Source organism: Pseudomonas sp. BS3767, from assembly GCF_900099665.1.
GTDB lineage: Bacteria > Pseudomonadota > Gammaproteobacteria > Pseudomonadales > Pseudomonadaceae > Aquipseudomonas > Aquipseudomonas cerasi.
In genome coordinates this window covers 557,518-571,688 of record NZ_FNCX01000001.1, presented here as the reverse complement: position 1 = coordinate 571,688, position 14,171 = coordinate 557,518, and the positions used below count along the sequence as shown (strand labels likewise).

The window sequence follows — 14,171 nt, the reverse complement described above, 5'->3', positions numbered from 1 at the left end:
CATAGTCATTTGCGTGGCTTGAGAGTTCAGGTCGATGTGCCCAAGTCTTCTGCGAGGCAGAATATACGTAGCGGCCTGTTCAATTCCTAGCAGGACTTTCATGAAAACCGTTTCATTCAGCTTTGGCATTTTTTTCACATGTCATTGACCCGACGATGACCTGTCCTTGATCAAGCTGGCGGCCTTAAAGGACAGAGTCAGCGTGTTCGGTTGTCCATTGAACAGGCAGGCATGCGGGGCAACTTGATGAAAAGTTATGGTAAATCCGCGTTCAGGGCATCTTCGCTTCTGGGCGGCAGGGTAAATGTTGTTCTGATGGCGGCCGCCATTGTGATTTCTTTGCTTGTGTTGACGGGTTACACCTATTGGCCGCGCTCGCCAGTTCGGCTTGTTCAGGGCGAGAATCTGGCCATGTCCGGTTTGTATGCCAGCTGGAAGAAAGGTGATGTGATGGTACTGGTTCGCCACGGCGAACGCTGCGACCGCTCCAGCAACGAGTGCCTTGGTGCAAACGACGGCATCACTCGCTACGGCAGTTCCGTTTCGACAGATGTCGGCCGGTCGTTCAGCGAACTCGGGCTTGCACACACCGATGTAATAACCAGCCCTTTGACCCGCACCGCCCAGACCGCACAAGCCATGTTTGGCCATCCGATGGAGGCCCAGGAATGGTTGTACAACTGTGATGAGAAGATGCTGAATGAAGTCATGGCGCACAAGTCTCTGAATCGAAATCTGATTCTGGTGACGCACAGCGGTTGTATTGGTCAGTTGGAAAGCCTGCATGGGTATCCTCATGCAGCCACCAGCGAGTACGACAGTGCGCTTTTCATTTCGCTCGACAGCCAGGGTAAACCCGTTATCCGGGGAATTATAAACCCGGAGGACTGGACGCAACTGGCGCAGCAGAAAAGCCGCTGAGTTGCCAGGTACGCAGTGAAACTTAGTAGTGACTGAGGGCGGCGCATCGAAGAGGGTCTGCTCGGATAGAGGGCAAGTCGTGGCTTGCCCTCTATAGGCGGCGATGTTGCGTTACGGCTATGGCTTGGCGTTTTCAGGCTTCCAGCCGAGCAACTTGTGTTTGAACCCGTAACTGGCAACCTGGTAATAGGCGATGGCACGAGCGATCAATGGATCATCGCTGGTCGCCTTGCTTTCGACACTTTCTCCCGGCGCATTGTCGTGACGACGCAGACCCTGGCGGGGGCTGAGGATCGCAAGGTTGTTGCCGTCAAACAGGCCCAGGTGCTGGTAATTGCCGACTACCACGCGAGGTGGCAACGAGGTGTCCAGAAACAGGTTGCGGCCGAAGAACGTCGATTGATAGTCCAGGTTCAACAAACCCAGCAAGGTGGGCGCCAAGTCGATCTGACTGGCCAGACGGGATATTTCTGCCGGCTGGATCAGCTTGGGGGCGTAGATGAACAGCGGGATAGCATAGTTATCGATAGGCAGGTCTTCCTTTCCGGCGCTGCCCGCGGTGTGGTCAGCGACGAAGACGAATATTGTGTTGTCGAACCATGGTTTCTGGCGCGCGTCCGCCAGGAACTTGCCAATGGCGTAATCGGTATATTTCACTGCGCCATCACGGCCGTTACCCGACGGGATGTCGATACGTCCTTCGGGATACGTATAAGGGCGATGGTTGGACGTCGTCATGAGTTGCAGCAGGAACGGTTTTTTTGCCGCAAAATCGGCATCCGCCAGGTTCAGCGCCTGACGATAAAGGTCTTCGTCAGCCATGCCCCAGGCATTCTTGAAGTGAATGTCCTCTTCCTTGACGCTGCTCTGATCAACGACGCGATAACCGTTGCCGCTGAAAAAAGCATTCATGTTGTCGAAGTAACCACGCCCGCCATAAACGAAAACGCTGTCATAGCCCACATGGGCCAACTGCTGACCCAGGCTGGCAAAACCACTTTCGCGACCCACGCGCTTGACCACCGAGCGCCCTGGCGTGGGCGGAATGGAAAGGGTTATGGCCTCCAGACCACGGTCGGTGCGTGTACCTGTGGCGTAGAAGTTGTTGAAGTAAAGACCCTGTTTGCGTAGCGCATCGAGGTTGGGCGTCAGGTTGCGTGTGTCTCCATTGCTGCCCAGGTATTTGGCACTGAGACTTTCGATGGTGACCAGTACGATGTTAGGCGTGCGTGGCGTTCCCGGGTTGTTGATCGACCGTCGAATATCCAGAGGGTCGTTGCCAGTGAACTGGCTGTCGGGCTCGGCAAGCTCCTGGCGCATTTGACCGGCGACCTGAGCATCGGGGAGGGTGGCGTAGAACTGTTGATAGTCCAGTTCATTGTTGCGGAACGCGGCAAAAAACTGATAAGGCCCGTTACTGGCGAGTTCCCGCTGATAGGCATTGCCACCCATACCGCGTGGTGTGTCCTGATCGACCCATTGCAGGCTGATACCCGCGAACAATAGCAATAATGCACTGGCGGCAAGACGACCACGATAGGACGGCAGGGCCGCTTTCACTGCTGCGGCTACTGCTCGACTGATCAGCAGGCTAACGACGATAGCAACCAGCGCCAGAATGCCGAGCAGTTTACCAACAGGGTAGGATTCGAGAATGTTATTGAGTACTTCATCGGAATAGACCAGGTAGTCCACCGCGATAAAGTTGAACCTCACCCCGAACTCATCCCAGAACAGCCATTCGGCGACCGATACAAACAGCATGACGAATATACTTATCGTCATGACCCCTTGAAGGAACCAGCGGTGCCCGCGGGCACGCCACAACACCGGCGGGCAGAGGAAGACGTAAATGCCCAGAGGGACTGCAGCGTAGCTCAGGAAGGCAAGGTCGTAGAGAAGTCCTGTTGCGAAAGTCGCGAAAAATTGCGTTCCTGCTTGATCCATATGAGTCGAAAATAAAAAAAGGCGTGTCAGAAAGAAAATGATCAGCCATGTACCAGTCGCCAGCAGCAAGAATCGGGCTGGGGCTGTTGAATAAATCCGCATTTGTCAATTCCTTGGACGGGAAAAATCTGAAATTTCAGGGTGAAATATGTTGAGCATCAGCGTCTACTGCTGCGTCATGAAAGTAGAAGAGTTTTTCGCGTTGTCAAATTTCTGTAATCATAAACACACGCGGAAAGACAGTGCATCCTGCACGCTCTATTAATGAGTGTTAGCCAATTATTTATACACAAGGGTGAGTATTTGGTTGCGCAGGCGTGAAAAAAATGTTTAAGAGCTGTTCAACAATTATTCAACAACTCACTGTTTATAATTTGTCGTCCTGTTGCCTGTCGGTATCCTCTTTCTCGTCAAACCGGTATCTCCCTTGATGACTTCTCGTGTGCGTTCGCCGTTGCTGTTACTGCTGGGTGTCTTGCTGTTTTTTCTCGCACTGGGAAATCACCAGTTGCAAAATTCGACGGAGCCACGCGTGGCTGGCATTGCCATGGAAATGCACCTGAGTGGCAATTGGATTACGCCGAAACTGAACGACCAGCCTTTTCTGGAAAAGCCGCCGATGAGTGTCTGGCTGGATGCGGCGGCTATTCAGGTGTTCGGTCCTGCCCCATGGGCGGTAAGACTGGCTTCTGCCTGCGCGGGTCTGCTCAGCGTGTTGCTGCTTTACAGCATGCTGCGACGTTTCGGGCGGCCGGCATCCGTGGCCTGGGTGGCTGCTTTCATGCTGGCGACCCAGGCCAGCTTCTGGAGCAATTCGCGGCAAGTGGGCGAGGATGCCTTGCTGGCGTTGGGGGTAACCACCGCTTTGTTGGCATTCTTCCATGCCAGTAATCGCCTGCGTAGTGATGGGCTCTCTACCGGGCCCTGGTTGCTGTTCATGCTGGGTATCACACTGGCGACCCTGAGCAAGGGCGTGCTGGGGCTGGCAATGCCGGGCGTGGTGATTTTCGCCTGGCTTGTTTGCGAGTCAGTGCAGAACAAACGCATTGTTATTGCTCACTGGTTGCGCCCGGCAATGCTCACCCTTGTGGCCCTGATTCCGCTGCTCGTGTGGCTGTGTTTCCTGTACGGACAGGGTGGCACGCAATCAGTGAAGGACGTGCTGTGGACCAACAGCGTTGGACGCTTCAGTGGTTCGTTCGAAGAGGCGGGTCATTACGAACCTGCCTATTATTACCTGACAAAACTGCCTGAGGCATTCTTGCCGTGGAATATCCTGGTTTATCTGGGGCTGTGGCATTTTCGAAAGCAGTTAATGGCCAATCGTTATCTGCTGTTCTTCGCCCTGTGGCTGGGCGCGCAGTTCCTGTTGTTGTCGCTGGCCTCCAGTAAACGCATGGTTTATCTGATGTCGCTGGCACCTGCGGCGGCAGTGATTGCTGCGGAATATGCTTTTGTTCTGGGTGAGCGATTGCAGGCTCGGTCGGGGCGCTCATTTTTTGCGGCGTCTATCATGAGAAATGGAAAGGCGCTCATGGCCGCAGGCGTTGTGCTGGTTGTAGCGAGCTATCTAAGTGCAGCCCTATGGCTCGCGCCATACGCCGACAGGCAGTTGTCATTTCTGCCATTGACCGACAAAGTCCATAACCTGCAGGTGCAGGGACGGCAGGTTGCCTTATTCCAGCCCAGCGAACGGCTGGCGGGGGCCAGCGTGTTCTATAGTCAGAGCCTGCTGAAAACACTCGCTAGCAACGCTGAATTGACTGGTTTTCTTACCAGCGCTGACGGCAATGTCGCTGTGATGGAAAGCATGCAGCCACCCGAACCACCTCTGCGGATTGTTGACAGCGTAAAGGTCGGGGATCGTATCTACTATTTCGTCAGTCAGGCACCGCTGGGAGTGGCTGTCAGTTACTGACAGCCACTCTGCACGGCGAGCGTCGCAGGTTTGTTATACGGCCTGACTGCTCGCCACTTGATCATGCGGTATCCACTGCTTCTGCGGGATCGGCAGATCGCACGATTCACCACGACCGATGGGGAAGTAGTGAAAGCCGCGTTTTGCCAGCCGTTCAGTGTCATACAGATTGCGGCCGTCGAAGATGACCGGGGCGTTCAGGCGCTGCTGGATCAACTCGAAATCCGGAGCTTTGAACTGCTGCCATTCGGTGCAGACGATCAATGCATCAGCCTCGTTGAGCGCTGATTCTGGCGTCCCCATGAGAATCAGATCCTTGCGATGACCATAGAGGCGCTGGGTTTCCTGCATGGCTTCGGGGTCGAACGCGCGCACGCTGGCCCCCGCGTCCCACAGCGCTTCCATGAGCACGCGGCTGGGGGCATCGCGCATGTCGTCGGTGTTGGGCTTGAATGCCAGGCCCCACAGGGCAAAGGTCTTGCCGCGCAGGTCGCCCTGATAGAACGCGTTGACCCGCTCGAACAGTTTGTTCTTCTGTCGTTCGTTGATGGCCTCGACCACCGACAGCAGGTCGTTGGAGCAATGCGCCTCTCTGGCGCTGTGTATCAACGCACGGATGTCCTTGCCGAAGCATGAGCCGCCATAGCCGCAACCGGGGTAGATAAAGTCGTAACCAATACGTGAGTCGGCACCGATGCCCAGCCGCACGGACTCGACGTCTGCGCCCAGATGTTCTGCCAGCTCGGCGATCTGGTTGATAAAGCTGATTTTGGTCGCCAGCATGCAGTTGGCGGCGTACTTGGTCAGTTCGGCGCTGCGCAGGTCCATGAACATGATCCGCTCATGATTGCGGTTGAACGGCGCATACAGCTCGCGCATGACGTTTCGCACCGCTTCATTTTCGCAGCCGATGACGATACGGTCCGGGCGCCGGCAATCGTTGACCGCCGAGCCCTCCTTGAGAAATTCCGGGTTGGAGACGATATCGAACTGCAACAGCCGGCCCGCCTGACGCAGCGCCTTGTCGATGTGGCTGCGCAAGGCGTCGCCACTGCCGACCGGTACGGTGGATTTCTCGACGATGATCAGTGGTTCGCGTCGATGCCGGGCGATGGCTTCGCCCACCGCGAAAAAGCCGCTCAGGTCAGCTGAACCATCGTCTCGGGAGGGCGTGCCGACCGCGATGAACAGGACCTCGGCATGCTCCACCGCCAGTTGCCCGTCGGTAGTGAAGTTCAGACGCTGCTGATCCAGATTTTCACGCACCAGGTTGGCCAGGCCAGGCTCGTAGATATGCACCTGGCCCAGGCGCAACTGATCGATCTTGGCCTGATCAATGTCCATGCAGACCACATCGTGGCCGACTTCGGCGAGCACGGTCGCTTGTACCAGGCCGACATATCCGCTACCGAAAACGCTGATTTTCATGGGAAAGATCCTGAGGTGATGGGTCGCACATGCGCCGGAGGTTGATGGTCAAGACACCTGCCACGATCAGGGTGACACCCACAGTTTTCGATACCGTGAACGTCTCGTGGAAAAACGGCAGCGCTGCGGCGAGCATATAAACCAGCGCGTAGCTGATACTGAGCAGCGAATAGGCACGGCTCAGGGGCAAGCCCCGCAGGGCAAGTAGCCAGAAAAGCATGGAGAGCGCATAAGCGGTGATCGAGGCGCAAACGACCACCAGTGCACGGAGATCGAGCTGCGTCGGATTGTGCAGTTCGAGCCATTGAGCGGGCGAGGGCAGGCGGCTCATGCTCCAACGCATGCCCAGTTGCGCTGCGCTGACCAGCGCCACACTGGCCATGGCGCACAGGGTTGCCCGGCAGCGCGTCACGCCTGACGCCCCAGCTGAAATACCCCGACAAGAATCAGCGCAATACCCAGCCAGTGCTGTGCGTCAACCGGCTCATCGAACAGATAGCGACCTGCCAGCGTGATCAGCACGAAATTAAGACCCAGCATCGGATAGGCGATGCCAACGTCCAGGCGTTGCAACACCAGCAGCCATATAAGCAGGCCCGCTCCAAGGCAGGCCACCGCCAGCCACAGCCATATCGAACGCAGCGCTGTAAACGCGCCGGGAAATGCGCCACGCCAGTCTTGTACTGCGTACTTCTGCGCGATCTGGCCCAGACAGGTCAGCAGGCATGCACACGCGAGCATCAGCCAGGTCACGATGCCGATTTCTCGTAAATGAGGATGGCCAGGTTGCCTTCGTCATAGCGCTGACCATCCTTGGGAAGACTTTCGAGCTCTTTCAGTTCCTCATCGCTCTTGCCGCGCATGATGACGCCGACCCGGCCTTGGCTGCGGGCGTTCTTCATCCAGGCATCGATGTCCTGCAGGCGGACTTCGCGACCCTGCACATCGGGATAGCCCAGCCCGTATTCCAGCTCGCCCCAGGTGTTGAACAGCGCAACATCAGGCCGTTTCAGGCGCCACGCCAGTGCCGAGGCCGCGCCCAGATCGTTGCTCAGCAGATGCGTGCAGTCCGCCAGTTCGACCTGGTGCCTGACCACGAACGGGTCGGGAGTCTTGTTATTGATCACATCGTTTGGCAGCGCAGCGGGTAGCAATGCGATCAGCAGCCAACTGCCCAGCGCCGGCATGGTCCAGAACGTCAGTGGACGCAAGCCTTGCAGCGCGTTGGCAAATGTCCATCCGAGAAGCACGATGACCGCCAGTGACAGATGCATCGGTTCGTTTTCGTAGACGGGCTGCTTGAGTTGCAGGTAGATCAACGCCACAAGCCCGACAAAGCTGACGGTCGCGTTGACTAATCCATTCGTGCGCAACGCAGTGCTGTGACCTTTATCAAGGCGGTCGACCAGAGCATTGGCCATCAGCAGTGCCAACGGCAGCAGGCACGGCAGTATGTAGGTCGGCAGTTTGCCTTTGCTCAGGCTCAAAAACGCCAGCGGCAGCAGCAGCCACAGCAGCAAAAAGGCAATGTCAGGGCGGCTTTTTTGTTGCCATGCCTGCTTCAGTGTTGCCGGCAGCAGCAGTGCCCACGGCACACAGGCCGCCACGAGCAGGGGCACATAGAACCACCAGGGCTGGGCATGCTGCGCATTGTCCCCGGCAAAGCGGTGAATATGCTCGTGCCAGAAGAAGTAACGCCAGTAGTCGGGCGCTTGCTGGTGGATCGCCAGCGCCCACGGCAGGCAGACGGCGACCGCAATCAGTACCGCGAGCGGACCGAATCTGAGCAGCTCGGCCAGGCGCCGCTGGCACAGCATGTAAGGCAGGGCGATGATGACGGGCAGTGCCCAGGCGAGAAAGCCCTTGGTCATGAACCCCATCCCGCAGGCCACGCCGACTACCGCCCATGCCGCCAGACGCGCTCGACCGACGCTGTGCACGGCGTACCAGAATGCCAGCAGTGTCACGTTGGTCCAGAAGGTGAATTGCGGATCGAGATTGGCGTAACCGGCCTGGCCCGCGACAAAGCCGAAGCTCATGAACAGCAAGGCGCTGGCGAACTGCTTGCGCGGGTCGTTCCAGATCTTGCCGGCCAGCAAATAGGCCAACAGCACGCTCAAGCCGCTGGCCAGTGCCGACACAATGCGCACGCCGAACAGGTTTTCGCCAAAAACCTGCTGCCCCAGTGCAATCAGCCAGTAACCGGCAACCGGTTTTTCGAAGTAACGCAATCCCATGAAGTGCGGGACGACCCAGTTGCCACTGTGGAGCATTTCCTGGCTGATCTGCGCATAGCGGGTTTCATCGGGAATCCACAGGCCGTGAAAGCCCAGGGGCAGCAGATAAGCCAGTACGAACGCCAATAACAGCAGCGCAAGATGACGGTGCCTGACATGCATCACTGCTGCACCCCCAGCCAGCCATCGCGGCCGGGCAGGTGACCGCGAACGATATGCCCGGAAGGCAGCCGTTCAATGGCACCTGGCAGCAGATCGCCCAACGGTGCGAAGTGGATGCCCTGGGTATTGGCGCGCTTTAACAGCTGCCTGAAACCGTCGGCCATGATGATTCCTTCCACTTCGGCGTGGAGGGTGTAGACATTGAGTCTGCGTGCGGCAAAACGGCCGAGAATGTAGTCGTTGAACGCATCCGGCTGCAGGTGCGGACCGACGACTTCATCGAAGGTCGGCAAGTCCACCGGAACCTGAGCGGTACCGACACTTCCATCCGCCAGCAACGGGCGAAACAGACTGACGCCACGGCAATCACTGTTGTAACGAAAGCCAAACGCTTCTTTGGCCTGCACGACGCGCTGGTCGGCGCGCCAGCCTGCTGCCGCAGAGCACACCACCGGCTGGCCGAGGATGTCGCTCAGGCAATCGACCCCACGGTGTATCTGGGCGGTCAACTGTCGGTCGCTCCAGTGTCCGGCATTCGCTTGCCAGCCATGGTGATCCCACGCATGCAGGCCTATTTCGTGGCCTGCATCCAGCGCGCGGCGCATCAGTGGGCCAAGGTCCCGGCCAATCGGTTTGCCCGGCCATGCGGTACCGGCCAGCAGAATATCCCAGCCATACAGGCTCGCCGCCCTGGAACGCAGCATCTTCCAGAAGAACGTGGGCCTTACCAGGCGCCACAGGTGGCGTCCCATGTTGTCGGGGCCGACACTGAAAAAGAAGGTCGCCTTGACCTGCGCTTCGTTGAGTATGTCCAGCAGCCTTGGCACGCCCTCACGGGTGCCTCGGTAAGTGTCGACATCGATTCTCAGGCCTGCCTGCATCAGCACTGGTCCGCTTTTTCAGCCATGGCTTCGCGCAGGAAGAAATCCAGGGTTTTGCCGATGGTTTCGCTCAGCTCGATACCCGGTGTCCAGCCAATAAGCTTTTTAGCGTTGTCGATGCTCGGCGTGCGGTGGCTGACGTCCTGATAGCCCTTGCCATAGAAGGACTGGCTTTCGACTTCGCGGAAGCCCGCGAAAGGCGGAAAATGGCCGCGCAACGGATGGGCTTCGAACTGGCGAAGCAACTCTTCACCCAACTGACGGATGCTGGCTTCGTTATCGGGGTTGCCGATGTTGATGATTTGTCCGTTACAGCGCTCATCGCGGTTTTCGATGATCCGCGCCAGCGCCTCGATGCCGTCGACGACATCCGTGAAGCAGCGCTTCTGGGCGCCGCCGTCCACCAGGCGAATGGGCGTGCCTTCGACCAGGTGCAGGATCAACTGAGTGATGGCCCGCGAGCTGCCGATGCGCGCCGAATCCAGGCGGTCCAGACGCGGTCCCATCCAGTTGAACGGACGAAACAGGGTGAATTGCAGGCCTTTCTGGCCATAGGCCCAGATCACCCGGTCCAGTAGCTGCTTGGACACCGAGTAGATCCAGCGCTGCTTGTTGATCGGGCCAACGATCAGGTTGGAAGTGTCTTCGTTGAAGTTTGCGTCCTGGCACATGCCATAGACTTCGGAGGTGGACGGAAAAATCACGCGCTTGTTGTACTTCACGCAGTAGCGGACGATCTTCAGGTTCTCTTCGAAATCCAGCTCGAAAACCCGCAGTGGATTGCGCGTGTATTCAATCGGCGTGGCGATGGCCACCAGTGGCAGCACAACGTCGCATTTCTTGATGTGGTATTCGATCCACTCGGTGTGGATGCTGATGTCACCTTCGATGAAATGAAAGTTCGGCTTGGCACGCAGGCGCTCGATGGCGTCCGAGCCGATATCCATGCCGTAGATTTCGTAACGGTCATCCTGCAGCAGACGCTCGGACAGGTGGTTGCCGATGAAACCGTTGACGCCGAGGATCAGCACACGGGTACGACGGATCGACCGGCGCTGTGCCTTATCGAGCAGTTGCGAGCCTGCTACAAGCCCGAATTCGCGCGCCAGTTGTGCACCACTGAGGTACAAGCCGCTGTCGCCGCGCTGCCCTGCGGTGATGATCAGCGAACCCTCGCCACAGGCAATACGCAACGGGTCGTGGCTGATGACCGTGCCGGGTGCTTCGCCGTTATTGCCTGCCTCGGCATTGGCGGCCCAGACAATCAACTTGTTCTCGCCTACCGGGCAGAATGCGCCAGGGTAGGGCTGCGTGACTGCGCGGATCAGGTTGTAGAGCTGGGTGGCTGGCAGCGACCAGTCGATCAAACCGTCAGCCGGGGTACGCCGACCGAAATACGTTGCACGGGATTCATCCTGAAGCGTAGCTGGCAGTTGCCCTTCTGCCGCCAGCAGGGGCAGTGTTTCGCAAAGCAGGTCAGCGGCGGCATCACGCAATTTGCCATGCAGCGTCAAGGCGGTATCGGTGGCACTGATCGAAACCCGCTGCTGGGCGACTATCGGCCCGGCATCCGCGCGTTTGACCATCTGATGCAGGGTCACGCCGGTTTCACTTTCGCCGTTGACCAGCACCCAGTTGGCCGGCGCGCGGCCGCGATAACGTGGGAGCAGCGAGCCGTGCAGGTTCAGCGCGGCCTTTTTCGCGCAGGCCAGCAGCGAGTCGCCGAGGAGCTGGCGATAGTAAAAGGAGAAAATGAAGTCCGGGGCCAGTTTGCCGATGCGCTCCACCCACAGCGGGTGATTCGGGTCCTCGGGGGCATGCACCGTAATGCCGTGCCGGGCGCACATCTGGGCCACAGAACCAAAAAAGGTTTTTTCTCTGGGGTCGTCGGCATGGGTGAACACTGCGGCAATCTCATAGCCTGCATCCAGCAACGCTTGCAGGCCGACACAGCCAATATCGTGATACGCGAAAACGACAGCTTTAATGCTCATGGCGCGACCTTGTTCATATAGGGAGTTACAGGGGAATCAACGCTGTTGGTGGCCACTCGGGACGAGCTGCGCACGACTTTCTCGATGAAGAAGCGCGGACGCGCACGCACGTCGCTGTACATCCGGCCCAGGTACTCACCCAGCAGTCCCATACCGATGAACTGCCCTCCGGTGAACACGAACAACACGGCAAACAGGACGAACATGCCGTCCCCGGCCCATGACGCGCCGAAGATCAGGCGCAGAACGATCAGCAGCGCCGCGAACAAGACACCGAGCAACGCCATGCTGAAACCGATGATGCTGAGCAGGCGCAGGGGCGTGGTGGTCATGCAGGTGATCAGGTCGAACATGAGGTTGATCAGGCGCATCGGGCTGTATTTGGAGTCGCCGTGCTCGCGTTCGGCATGGTCGACCAGCACCTCGGTGGTGTGTCGCGCGAAGCTGTTCGCCAGAATAGGAATGAACGTGCTGCGCTCCCGGCAGGCGAGCATGGCATCGACAATCGTGCGTCGGTATGCGCGCAGCATGCAGCCGTAATCGTTCATGGCCACGCCGGTGGAACGCTGCACGGCCAGGTTGATGAGTTTCGATGGCCAGCGTCGCCAGGCGGAGTCCTGACGATTGCCGCGCACCGTGCCGACTACGTCGTACCCTTGTTCAGCGAGCTTCACCAGGCGAGGGATTTCCTCGGGGGGATTCTGCAGATCGGCATCGAGGGTGATGACTACGTCGCCCTGGCACTGCTCGAATCCGGCCATAATGGCGGCGTGCTGACCGTAGTTTCGATTCAGGATCACCGCGACGAACGGGCTGTCGGCGCGCCCGGCAGCCCGCTGGAGGATGTCTGTCGAGTCGTCGCGGCTGCCATCGTCGACCAGCACGATTTCGAATCGGTGGTCGAGCTGTTCGCAGGCCGCTTCAGTACGGCGCAACAACTCTGGCAGGCTTTGTTGTTCGTTGTAGACCGGGATGACGATCGACACGAACTTGATGGGATACGGTTTCAATGGCTGGATTCCACGGTCGATTCAATGGCACCGACCACCCGCTCGACATCATCGAGGGTCATGTCGGGGAACAGGGGGATGGAGCACAGCCTTGATGAATTCCATTCAGTGTCCGGCAGACGGACGTTCGGGAAACGCTTGCGGTAATAGCTGTGCAGGTGAGTCGCGATGAAGTGGATGCCGGTGCCGATGTTCTGCGCTTGCAAGGCCTTCATGAAGGCGTCGCGATTCAGCCCGCAGCGCTCGGGGTCGATGCGCAGAATGAACAGGTGCCAGGCATGTTGCTGGGCATGCCGGGGCAGGGCGAGAGGCAGAACGGGGCTGTTGGCCAGTCGATCGAGGTAATGGCTGGCGAGTGTCTGGCGCTGTGCATTGATGGCGTCAAGGCGCTGCAACTGCACCCGCGCAATGCTCGCATTCATGTCGGCCAGGTTGTATTTGAAGCCAGGCTCCATGACCTCGGCCTGAGGCTTGCGACCCAGGGTCAGGCGGTCGTAGGCATCGACACCCAGACCATGGAATTTAAGCTGACGCACCCGATCAGCCAGCCGTGCATTGTCGGTGACCAGCATCGCGCCTTCGGCACAGGTCATGTTCTTGATTGCGTGAAAAGAGAAGATCGCAGTGCCTTGCTGGCCGACCGGACGTCCCTGGTAACCGGTGCCAACGGCATGTGCAGCATCCTCGATCACGGTGATGCCGTGCCGTTCGGCGAGCGCATACAGCGGATCGAGATCGAATGCGGCGCCTGCGTAATGCACCGGCACGATCGCTTTGGTCCGGGGGGTGATGGCTTGCTCTATCAGCGCGGCGCTGGTCATCAGGGTGTCACGGTCAACATCGACAAACACCGGAGTGGCCCCCAGCAGGCAGATCATGTTGGCTGTCGACACCCAGGTTTGCGATGGTGTAATCACTTCATCGCCAGGCCCTACACCCAGCGCCAGCAGCGCAATGTGCATCGCTCCGGTGGCCGAAGACAGTGCAACTGCATGTTGCGCGCCGACCCGTTCGGCGAACTCTTCCTCCAGCTTCTGACATTCCGGGCCGGTGGTGATCCATCCGGAACGCAGCACGCGCGTTACCGCAGCAATTTCTTCATCGCCAATGGACGGCCGTGAAAAGGCAAGAAAAGTTTGACTCATTTACAGAGACTCTCCGATTGACGCAGCAGGGCCGAACATAAAAAAGTCACACGACGAGTGCGCAAATACAGGGTGCGTGAGTGCCGTGAACTTAGGCGTTCAATTGTAAAAATAATGTCCAGATGCCGTTGCTTTTTTGTATCGCCTGGCAGGCTTTCGAAGCATAGAGTAGGGGGAAACTCAAACGGCCGACAATGTCGTTATGCGTCCATGTAGAATTATTAATCTGGCGTTCAGGTTTCATCGAGCTCGTCATGAACAGACAGCTTTAGTTCAGCTTGTTCATGATAATCATGGAAAGTTAAAGCGGATGAAGTGTGTTGCAGTTGCAGGATTTTTTAATGAAGGTTTCATGACCGCGAAATGGGTTTCGCGTTTTTTAACAGGGTCGAACCTGAATCGAACAGGTTGCTATTGGCCCGGTTTCATTGGGGGGGAGGCAGCTTTTTTCTCGGTTTTTTGAAAAGCAGACTGCGCGTCCGGATAAACCCGGGTCAAGAGGAATTCGCTCGGGTGTAGAAAACAGTG

The 14,171-nt window shown here is 57.9% G+C and carries 11 protein-coding genes; 2 read left to right on the top strand and 9 right to left on the bottom strand.

Features of this window, described 5'->3' with window-relative positions; genetic code table 11:
• Positions 1–246: 246 nt before the first annotated feature.
• Positions 247–921, top strand: coding sequence for a lipopolysaccharide core heptose(II)-phosphate phosphatase PmrG (locus BLR16_RS01870; protein WP_223272540.1), 675 nt, complete (start codon positions 247–249; stop codon positions 919–921).
• Between the two features lie 117 nt (positions 922–1,038).
• Here the strand turns inward: BLR16_RS01870 and BLR16_RS01865 are convergent, their stop codons facing one another.
• Positions 1,039–2,970, bottom strand: coding sequence for an LTA synthase family protein (locus BLR16_RS01865; protein ID WP_054080936.1), 1,932 nt, complete (start codon positions 2,968–2,970; stop codon positions 1,039–1,041).
• 328 nt (positions 2,971–3,298) lie between these two features.
• On the opposite strand from BLR16_RS01865, the gene BLR16_RS01860 reads away from it, so the two are divergent.
• The gene (locus BLR16_RS01860) at positions 3,299–4,786 is read left to right on the top strand and encodes an ArnT family glycosyltransferase (protein WP_074806461.1); all 1,488 of its coding nucleotides are present in this window, start codon (positions 3,299–3,301) and stop codon (positions 4,784–4,786) included.
• Positions 4,787–4,819: 33 nt separating this feature from the next.
• On the opposite strand, the gene BLR16_RS01855 is transcribed toward BLR16_RS01860, so the two are convergent.
• Genes BLR16_RS01855 through arnB form a run of 8 tightly spaced genes read right to left on the bottom strand, consistent with a single transcriptional unit; the run spans position 4,820 to position 13,643 of the window.
• Positions 4,820–6,214: a UDP-glucose dehydrogenase family protein gene (locus BLR16_RS01855; RefSeq protein ID WP_003435331.1), complete on the bottom strand. Its 1,395-nt coding sequence runs from the start codon at positions 6,212–6,214 to the stop codon at positions 4,820–4,822.
• On the bottom strand, positions 6,192–6,596 hold the full coding sequence (gene arnF / locus BLR16_RS01850) for a 4-amino-4-deoxy-L-arabinose-phosphoundecaprenol flippase subunit ArnF (RefSeq protein ID WP_003370934.1): 405 nt from the start codon (positions 6,594–6,596) through the stop codon (positions 6,192–6,194). Before arnF ends, BLR16_RS01855 begins: the two co-directional genes overlap by 23 nt.
• Positions 6,597–6,622: 26 nt before the next feature.
• Entirely contained in the window at positions 6,623–6,967 is a 345-nt protein-coding gene (gene arnE, locus BLR16_RS01845; protein ID WP_003370936.1) for a 4-amino-4-deoxy-L-arabinose-phosphoundecaprenol flippase subunit ArnE, read from the bottom strand.
• Entirely contained in the window at positions 6,964–8,613 is a 1,650-nt protein-coding gene (arnT, locus tag BLR16_RS01840; protein WP_161437849.1) for a lipid IV(A) 4-amino-4-deoxy-L-arabinosyltransferase, read from the bottom strand. The genes arnE and arnT overlap by 4 nt, the downstream gene beginning before the upstream one ends.
• On the bottom strand, positions 8,613–9,494 hold the full coding sequence (gene arnD, locus BLR16_RS01835; RefSeq protein WP_003370941.1) for a 4-deoxy-4-formamido-L-arabinose-phosphoundecaprenol deformylase: 882 nt from the start codon (positions 9,492–9,494) through the stop codon (positions 8,613–8,615). The genes arnT and arnD overlap by 1 nt, the downstream gene beginning before the upstream one ends.
• The gene (arnA, locus tag BLR16_RS01830; protein WP_054080933.1) at positions 9,494–11,488 is read right to left on the bottom strand and encodes a bifunctional UDP-4-amino-4-deoxy-L-arabinose formyltransferase/UDP-glucuronic acid oxidase ArnA; all 1,995 of its coding nucleotides are present in this window, start codon (positions 11,486–11,488) and stop codon (positions 9,494–9,496) included. Before arnA ends, arnD begins: the two co-directional genes overlap by 1 nt.
• On the bottom strand, positions 11,485–12,498 hold the full coding sequence (arnC, locus tag BLR16_RS01825; protein WP_074806471.1) for an undecaprenyl-phosphate 4-deoxy-4-formamido-L-arabinose transferase: 1,014 nt from the start codon (positions 12,496–12,498) through the stop codon (positions 11,485–11,487). The genes arnA and arnC overlap by 4 nt, the downstream gene beginning before the upstream one ends.
• Positions 12,495–13,643, bottom strand: a complete 1,149-nt coding sequence (gene arnB / locus BLR16_RS01820) for a UDP-4-amino-4-deoxy-L-arabinose aminotransferase (protein ID WP_058396909.1) — start codon at positions 13,641–13,643, stop codon at positions 12,495–12,497. Before arnB ends, arnC begins: the two co-directional genes overlap by 4 nt.
• Between the last annotated feature and the right edge of the window lie 528 nt (positions 13,644–14,171).